The following is a 4,525-nucleotide window of genomic DNA, read 5'->3' as shown; positions in this document are numbered from 1 at the left end:
CGAAGCCGAGAACTTGGGGAAGGAGCGTTGTCGACTGACGACAACGCGGCGAGGCGCGGTGCCAGGCGTCGCGAGCCCGGCCTGATCGGCAAGACGCCCCCTAGCGGGCGCGGAAGACCAGGCGGCCGCCGAGGACGGTGGCGACGCAGGTCGACGCGCCGAGGCGGACCAGGGCCGACCGGTCGGGGACGTCGAAGACGGCGAAGCGGGCGGGGCCGCCCGGCGCCGGGGCGGGCAGCAGGATCAGCGGCACCGGGGAGAGGGACGGCGGCCCGGGCAGGGACGGGGGCCGCTGCCCGACGGCGAGACCGGCCCGCCGCACCGCGTCCAGCGCGGCCCGGCCGCGCAGCTCGCCGGCGACCGCGACCGTGCCGTGCGCCAGCATCCGCTGCACCCCGCGCCGCGCGCTGGCGCCGAGCCGGGCCGGGTCGGCGCGGAAGATCGCCCGCGCCCGCTCCCCCGCGATCGGCTCGGTGCCGAACTCGGCGGCCTCCCGGGGGTCCGGGTGGTAGGTCTGTTCGAGCAGCTCGGGGCCGTACGGGTTGAGGAGCCCGGGGGTGAGGATGCCGGGCCACCGCCGCACCCGTGCCCCGGGCCGGGCGGCGGCCAGGTCCTCGTACGGGCCGACGGCGGCGACGAGGGCGCCGTCGACGAGGACGGCGCTCTCGGGCGTCGCCTCGGCGACGTGGAGGGTCAGCACGGGCGCGTCAGCGGGCGTCGAGGAGCTTCAGCTCGGGGTGCGCCGTGCCCCCGGCGATCGCCGTGGACGAGATGTGCGAGGCGACGCGCTCGTCGACCGGGTCGTTCGCCGGGTCGTCGTGGACGACGAGGTGCTCGTACGTGGTGCTGCGCTGGGCCGGGACGCGGTCCGCCGTGCGGATCATGTCGATCATCTCGCGCAGGTTGGAGCGGTGCCTGGCTCCGGCGGAGGAGACGACGTTCTCCTCCAGCATGATCGAGCCGAGGTCGTCCGCGCCGTAGTGCAGGGTCAGCTGGCCGATCTCCTTGCCGGTGGTCAGCCACGAGCCCTGGATGTGGGCGACGTTGTCGAGGAAGAGCCGGGCGATCGCGATCATGCGCAGGTACTCGAAGAGCGTGGCCTGCGTCCGGCCCTTGAGGTGGTTGTTCTCCGGCTGGTACGTGTACGGGATGAAGGCCCGGAAGCCGCCCGTCCGGTCCTGCACGTCACGGATCATGCGCAGGTGCTCGATCCGCTCGGCGTTGGTCTCGCCGGTGCCCATCAGCATGGTGGAGGTGGATTCGACGCCCAGCCCGTGGGCGATCTCCATGATCTCCAGCCAGCGCTCGCCGCTCTCCTTGAGCGGGGCGATGGCCTTGCGCGGCCGCTCGGGGAGCAGCTCGGCGCCGGCGCCCGCGAAGGAGTCGAGGCCGGCCGCGTGGATGCGGGTGACGGCCTCCTCGACGGAGACGCCGGAGATGCGGGCCATGTGCTCGACCTCGGAGGCGCCGAGGGAGTGGATGACCAGCTGCGGGAAGTCCTTCTTGATGGCGGCGAAGTGCTTCTCGTAGTACTCGACGCCGTAGTCCGGGTGGTGGCCGCCCTGGAACATGATCTGGGTGCCGCCGAGCTCCACGGTCTCCGCGCAGCGGCGCAGGATGTCGTCGAGGTCCCGGGTCCAGCCCTTCTCGGTGTCCTTCGGGGCGGCGTAGAACGCGCAGAACTTGCACGCCGTCACGCAGACGTTCGTGTAGTTGATGTTCCGCTCGATGATGTACGTCGCGATGTGCTCGGTCCCCGCGTACCGGCGGCGGCGCACCGCGTCGGCGGCGGCGCCCAGTGCGTGCAGGGGCGCCGAGCGGTAGAGGTCGAGCGCCTCCTCGGGGGTGATCCGGCCACCCGCGGCGGCGCGGTCGAGAACAGACTGGAGTTCGGCCTTCTCGGTCACCGGGTGCGTCCCTTTCGGAGGGGTTATGACAGACCGAGCCAGCCTACGCCAGCGCTCCTCGCGCCTTCCGCAGGGTGCCGTTCCGCGGCCGCCGGAGTCCGGGGAGGGAGGGGGGAGGGCGGGGAGGAGCGGACGGCGGGTGAGCCATCGGGGAGGGACAGGCGGGGGCCCGGCGAATATCCGGTGAATTCCGGGTGCGCCGCCGGTGCGTCCCATTACCGGCGGTCCGGCACCGGCGCCCGGTGCCGGCGTCCCGGGGAGAGCGACCGCATTCCCGGTGGCGCCCGGAAAGGCCTGTCCGGCGCCCGGAAAGGCCCGTGCGGCGCCCGGAAAGGCCCGTCCGGCGCGCGGGAGGGCCCACCGGTATTTCTTTGCCGCGCCATTCCCCGCGGCCGTGCCGCTTATCGCGCCGGGGGCGGCAGGAGTTCCACCGCGACGTCCGCCGGGAAGCCGGTCGTGGGGCCGGTGCGGCGGGCGAACTCCCGTACGCCCGCCAGTTGCTCGGGGCCGAAACGGAAGTCGAGCGTGCGGAAGTACCGCTCCAGGAGTTCAGCGTCGAAGGTCTCCCAGCGGGCGGCCTGCTCGGCGACCTTGGCGACCTCTTCGAGGGAGAGGTCGCGCGAGGCCAGGAACGCCTGGTGCACCTCGTGGACGGTCTCCGGCTCGCGCGCCAGGAAGTCCTTGCGGGCCGCCCACACGGCGAAGACGAACGGCAGACCCGTCCACTCCTTCCACATGAGCCCCAGGTCGTGGACCTGGAGGCCGAGCCGGGGCGCGTCGTGCAGGGAGGCCCGGAGCGCGGCGTCGCCGATGAGGACGGCGGCCTCCGCCTCCTGCATCATCAGGCCGAGGTCCGGCGGGCAGGTGTAGTAGTCGGGCTCGACCCCGTACTGCTCGGCCAGGATCAGCTGGGCGAGGCGCACGGAGGTGCGGGAGGTGGAGCCGAGGGCCACGCGCGCGCGGTCGAGCTCCGCCAGGGGCCGCTGGGAGACGATCACGCAGGACATGACGGGCCCGTCGCAGCCGACGGCGATGTCGGGGAGCGCGACCAGGTCGTCCGCGTTCCGGAGGTACTCGACGAGGGTGATCGGGCCGACGTCGAGATCGCCCCGGACGAGCCGCTCGCTGAGCTTCTCCGGCGTGTCCTTGGTGAGCTCGAGATCGAGGAGCGTCCCGGTCCTGGCGAGGCCCCAGTAGAGGGGGAGGCAGTTCAGGAACTGGATGTGTCCGACGCGGGGCCGGCTGCGCTGCTGGTCGTCGGTTGCTTTGTCCACATCGCGAGGCTAGACCCGTCTCGCAGTGTGGGCATCGGCGGGGCACGCGCGTCAGCGCGCGGAACGGAATCAAACATGCGGGTGACGTGATCTTTCCCTCTACCGCCGAGAGCATCCTGCGTGCTACGCTCGACGCAAGTTGCAGTTTGGTTTCCCTTGCAGTACAGAGCCTGCGGAGCATGTGACCCGCAGGCTTTTGTAGTTTTCAGACTTGTTTGCAGGTTCTGGAGCAGGGCGACCCTTTGGCCCATAGGAGGGCTCATGGCTACCGGAACCGTGAAGTGGTTCAACGCTGAAAAGGGCTTCGGCTTCATCGCCCAGGACGGCGGCGGCCCGGATGTCTTCGTCCACTACTCCGCGATCAACGCGAACGGCTTCCGCTCGCTCGAGGAGAACCAGCTCGTGACCTTCGACGTCACGCAGGGCCCGAAGGGCCCGCAGGCGGAGAACGTCTCCCCGGCCTAAGTTGCCCGGGTCGGCGAACGCACGACTAGAGCAGTACCCAAGGAGCCCCGCTCCGTGCCTCACGGCACGAGCCGGGGCTCCTGCCCTTTTCCGGGCCCGCCGGGCTGCGCTTGCGGGGCCTCCCCGGGGAGGCGACCGTGGAGGGATGAACAGTGCCGGGCTGTTGGTCGACGCGTTCGGCCGGATCCGTGAGGTCGTCCACGAGGCCGTGGAGGGGCTGACGGACGAGGAGCTCGCCGTACGGATCGACCCCGACGCCAATTCGATCGCCTGGCTCGTCTGGCACCTCACCCGGGTCCAGGACGACCACCTCGCGGACGCCTTCGACACGGACCAGCTGTGGACCTCCGACGGCTGGGCGGACCGCTTCGGGCTGCCCTTCCCGAAGCGCGCCACCGGCTACGGGCAGACGAGCGCGCAGGTCGCCGAGGTCCGCGCGCCCGCGGAGCTGCTGCTCGGCTACCACGACGCCGTGCACGCCCGTACCGAGGAACTGATCCGTACGGTCACGAACGCGGACCTGGACCGGATCGTCGACACCCGCTGGGACCCTCCGGTCACCCTCGGTGTCCGGCTGGTGTCGGTGATCGCGGACGACCTCCAGCACGCCGGGCAGGCGGCGTACGCCCGGGGTGTGGTGGAGCGGCGGGACGGCACGTGACGGAGCGCGGCGGACCGGCGGGACCTGCCGTGACGGGCTCGGCGGCACACCGCCGCTTCTCCTGAAGGGATCTCCGGCCGCCGGCCGTACAACCCCCCGACCTTTTCGGGTGTCTGACCGTGCGTGCTCCAGCGCCTCCGCGTAGGCGACGGCCACCTCGACGGCCTTGTCGAAGGGGCCGGCCTTCCCCTCGCTCTCCGCCTTGCGGCGGGCCGCGC

The 4,525-nt window shown here is 72.0% G+C and carries 5 protein-coding genes; 2 read left to right on the top strand and 3 right to left on the bottom strand.

Going from position 1 to position 4,525, the window contains the following annotated elements:
- Window positions 1-100 precede the first annotated feature (100 nt).
- The 3 genes from ABZ318_RS39115 to ABZ318_RS39105 all read right to left on the bottom strand — a co-directional run bounded on the left by ABZ318_RS39115 (window position 101) and on the right by ABZ318_RS39105 (window position 3,181).
- The gene (locus ABZ318_RS39115; RefSeq protein WP_356907175.1) at window positions 101-700 is read right to left on the bottom strand and encodes a hypothetical protein; all 600 of its coding nucleotides are present in this window, start codon (window positions 698-700) and stop codon (window positions 101-103) included.
- 7 nt (window positions 701-707) lie between these two features.
- Window positions 708-1,907, bottom strand: a complete 1,200-nt coding sequence (gene mqnC / locus ABZ318_RS39110; protein WP_356907174.1) for a cyclic dehypoxanthinyl futalosine synthase — start codon at window positions 1,905-1,907, stop codon at window positions 708-710.
- Window positions 1,908-2,308: 401 nt separating this feature from the next.
- Complete coding sequence (locus ABZ318_RS39105) at window positions 2,309-3,181, bottom strand: menaquinone biosynthesis protein (RefSeq protein ID WP_356907173.1); 873 nt, start codon at window positions 3,179-3,181, stop codon at window positions 2,309-2,311.
- A 261-nt stretch (window positions 3,182-3,442) separates the two neighbouring features.
- Here ABZ318_RS39105 and ABZ318_RS39100 point away from each other — a divergent pair, with 261 nt between their 5' ends.
- Window positions 3,443-3,646, top strand: coding sequence for a cold-shock protein (locus ABZ318_RS39100; RefSeq protein WP_015035453.1), 204 nt, complete (start codon window positions 3,443-3,445; stop codon window positions 3,644-3,646).
- Between the two features lie 145 nt (window positions 3,647-3,791).
- On the top strand, window positions 3,792-4,307 hold the full coding sequence (locus ABZ318_RS39095; RefSeq protein WP_356907172.1) for a DUF664 domain-containing protein: 516 nt from the start codon (window positions 3,792-3,794) through the stop codon (window positions 4,305-4,307).
- Window positions 4,308-4,525: the final 218 nt, after the last annotated feature.

The organism is Streptomyces sp. NPDC006197, assembly GCF_040613865.1.
In the GTDB taxonomy this organism is placed as follows: Bacteria; Actinomycetota; Actinomycetes; order Streptomycetales; family Streptomycetaceae; genus Streptomyces.
The sequence above is the reverse complement of the archived record's forward strand: the minus strand, read 5'-3'. Positions and strand labels throughout refer to the sequence as shown.

Excerpts from the sequence above, each read along its gene's own strand:
- ABZ318_RS39100 (WP_015035453.1), top strand. The coding sequence starts at position 3,443 with ATGGCTACCGGAACCGTGAAGTGGTTCAACGCTGAAAAGGGCTTCGGC.
- ABZ318_RS39095 (WP_356907172.1), top strand. The coding sequence starts at position 3,792 with ATGAACAGTGCCGGGCTGTTGGTCGACGCGTTCGGCCGGATCCGTGAG.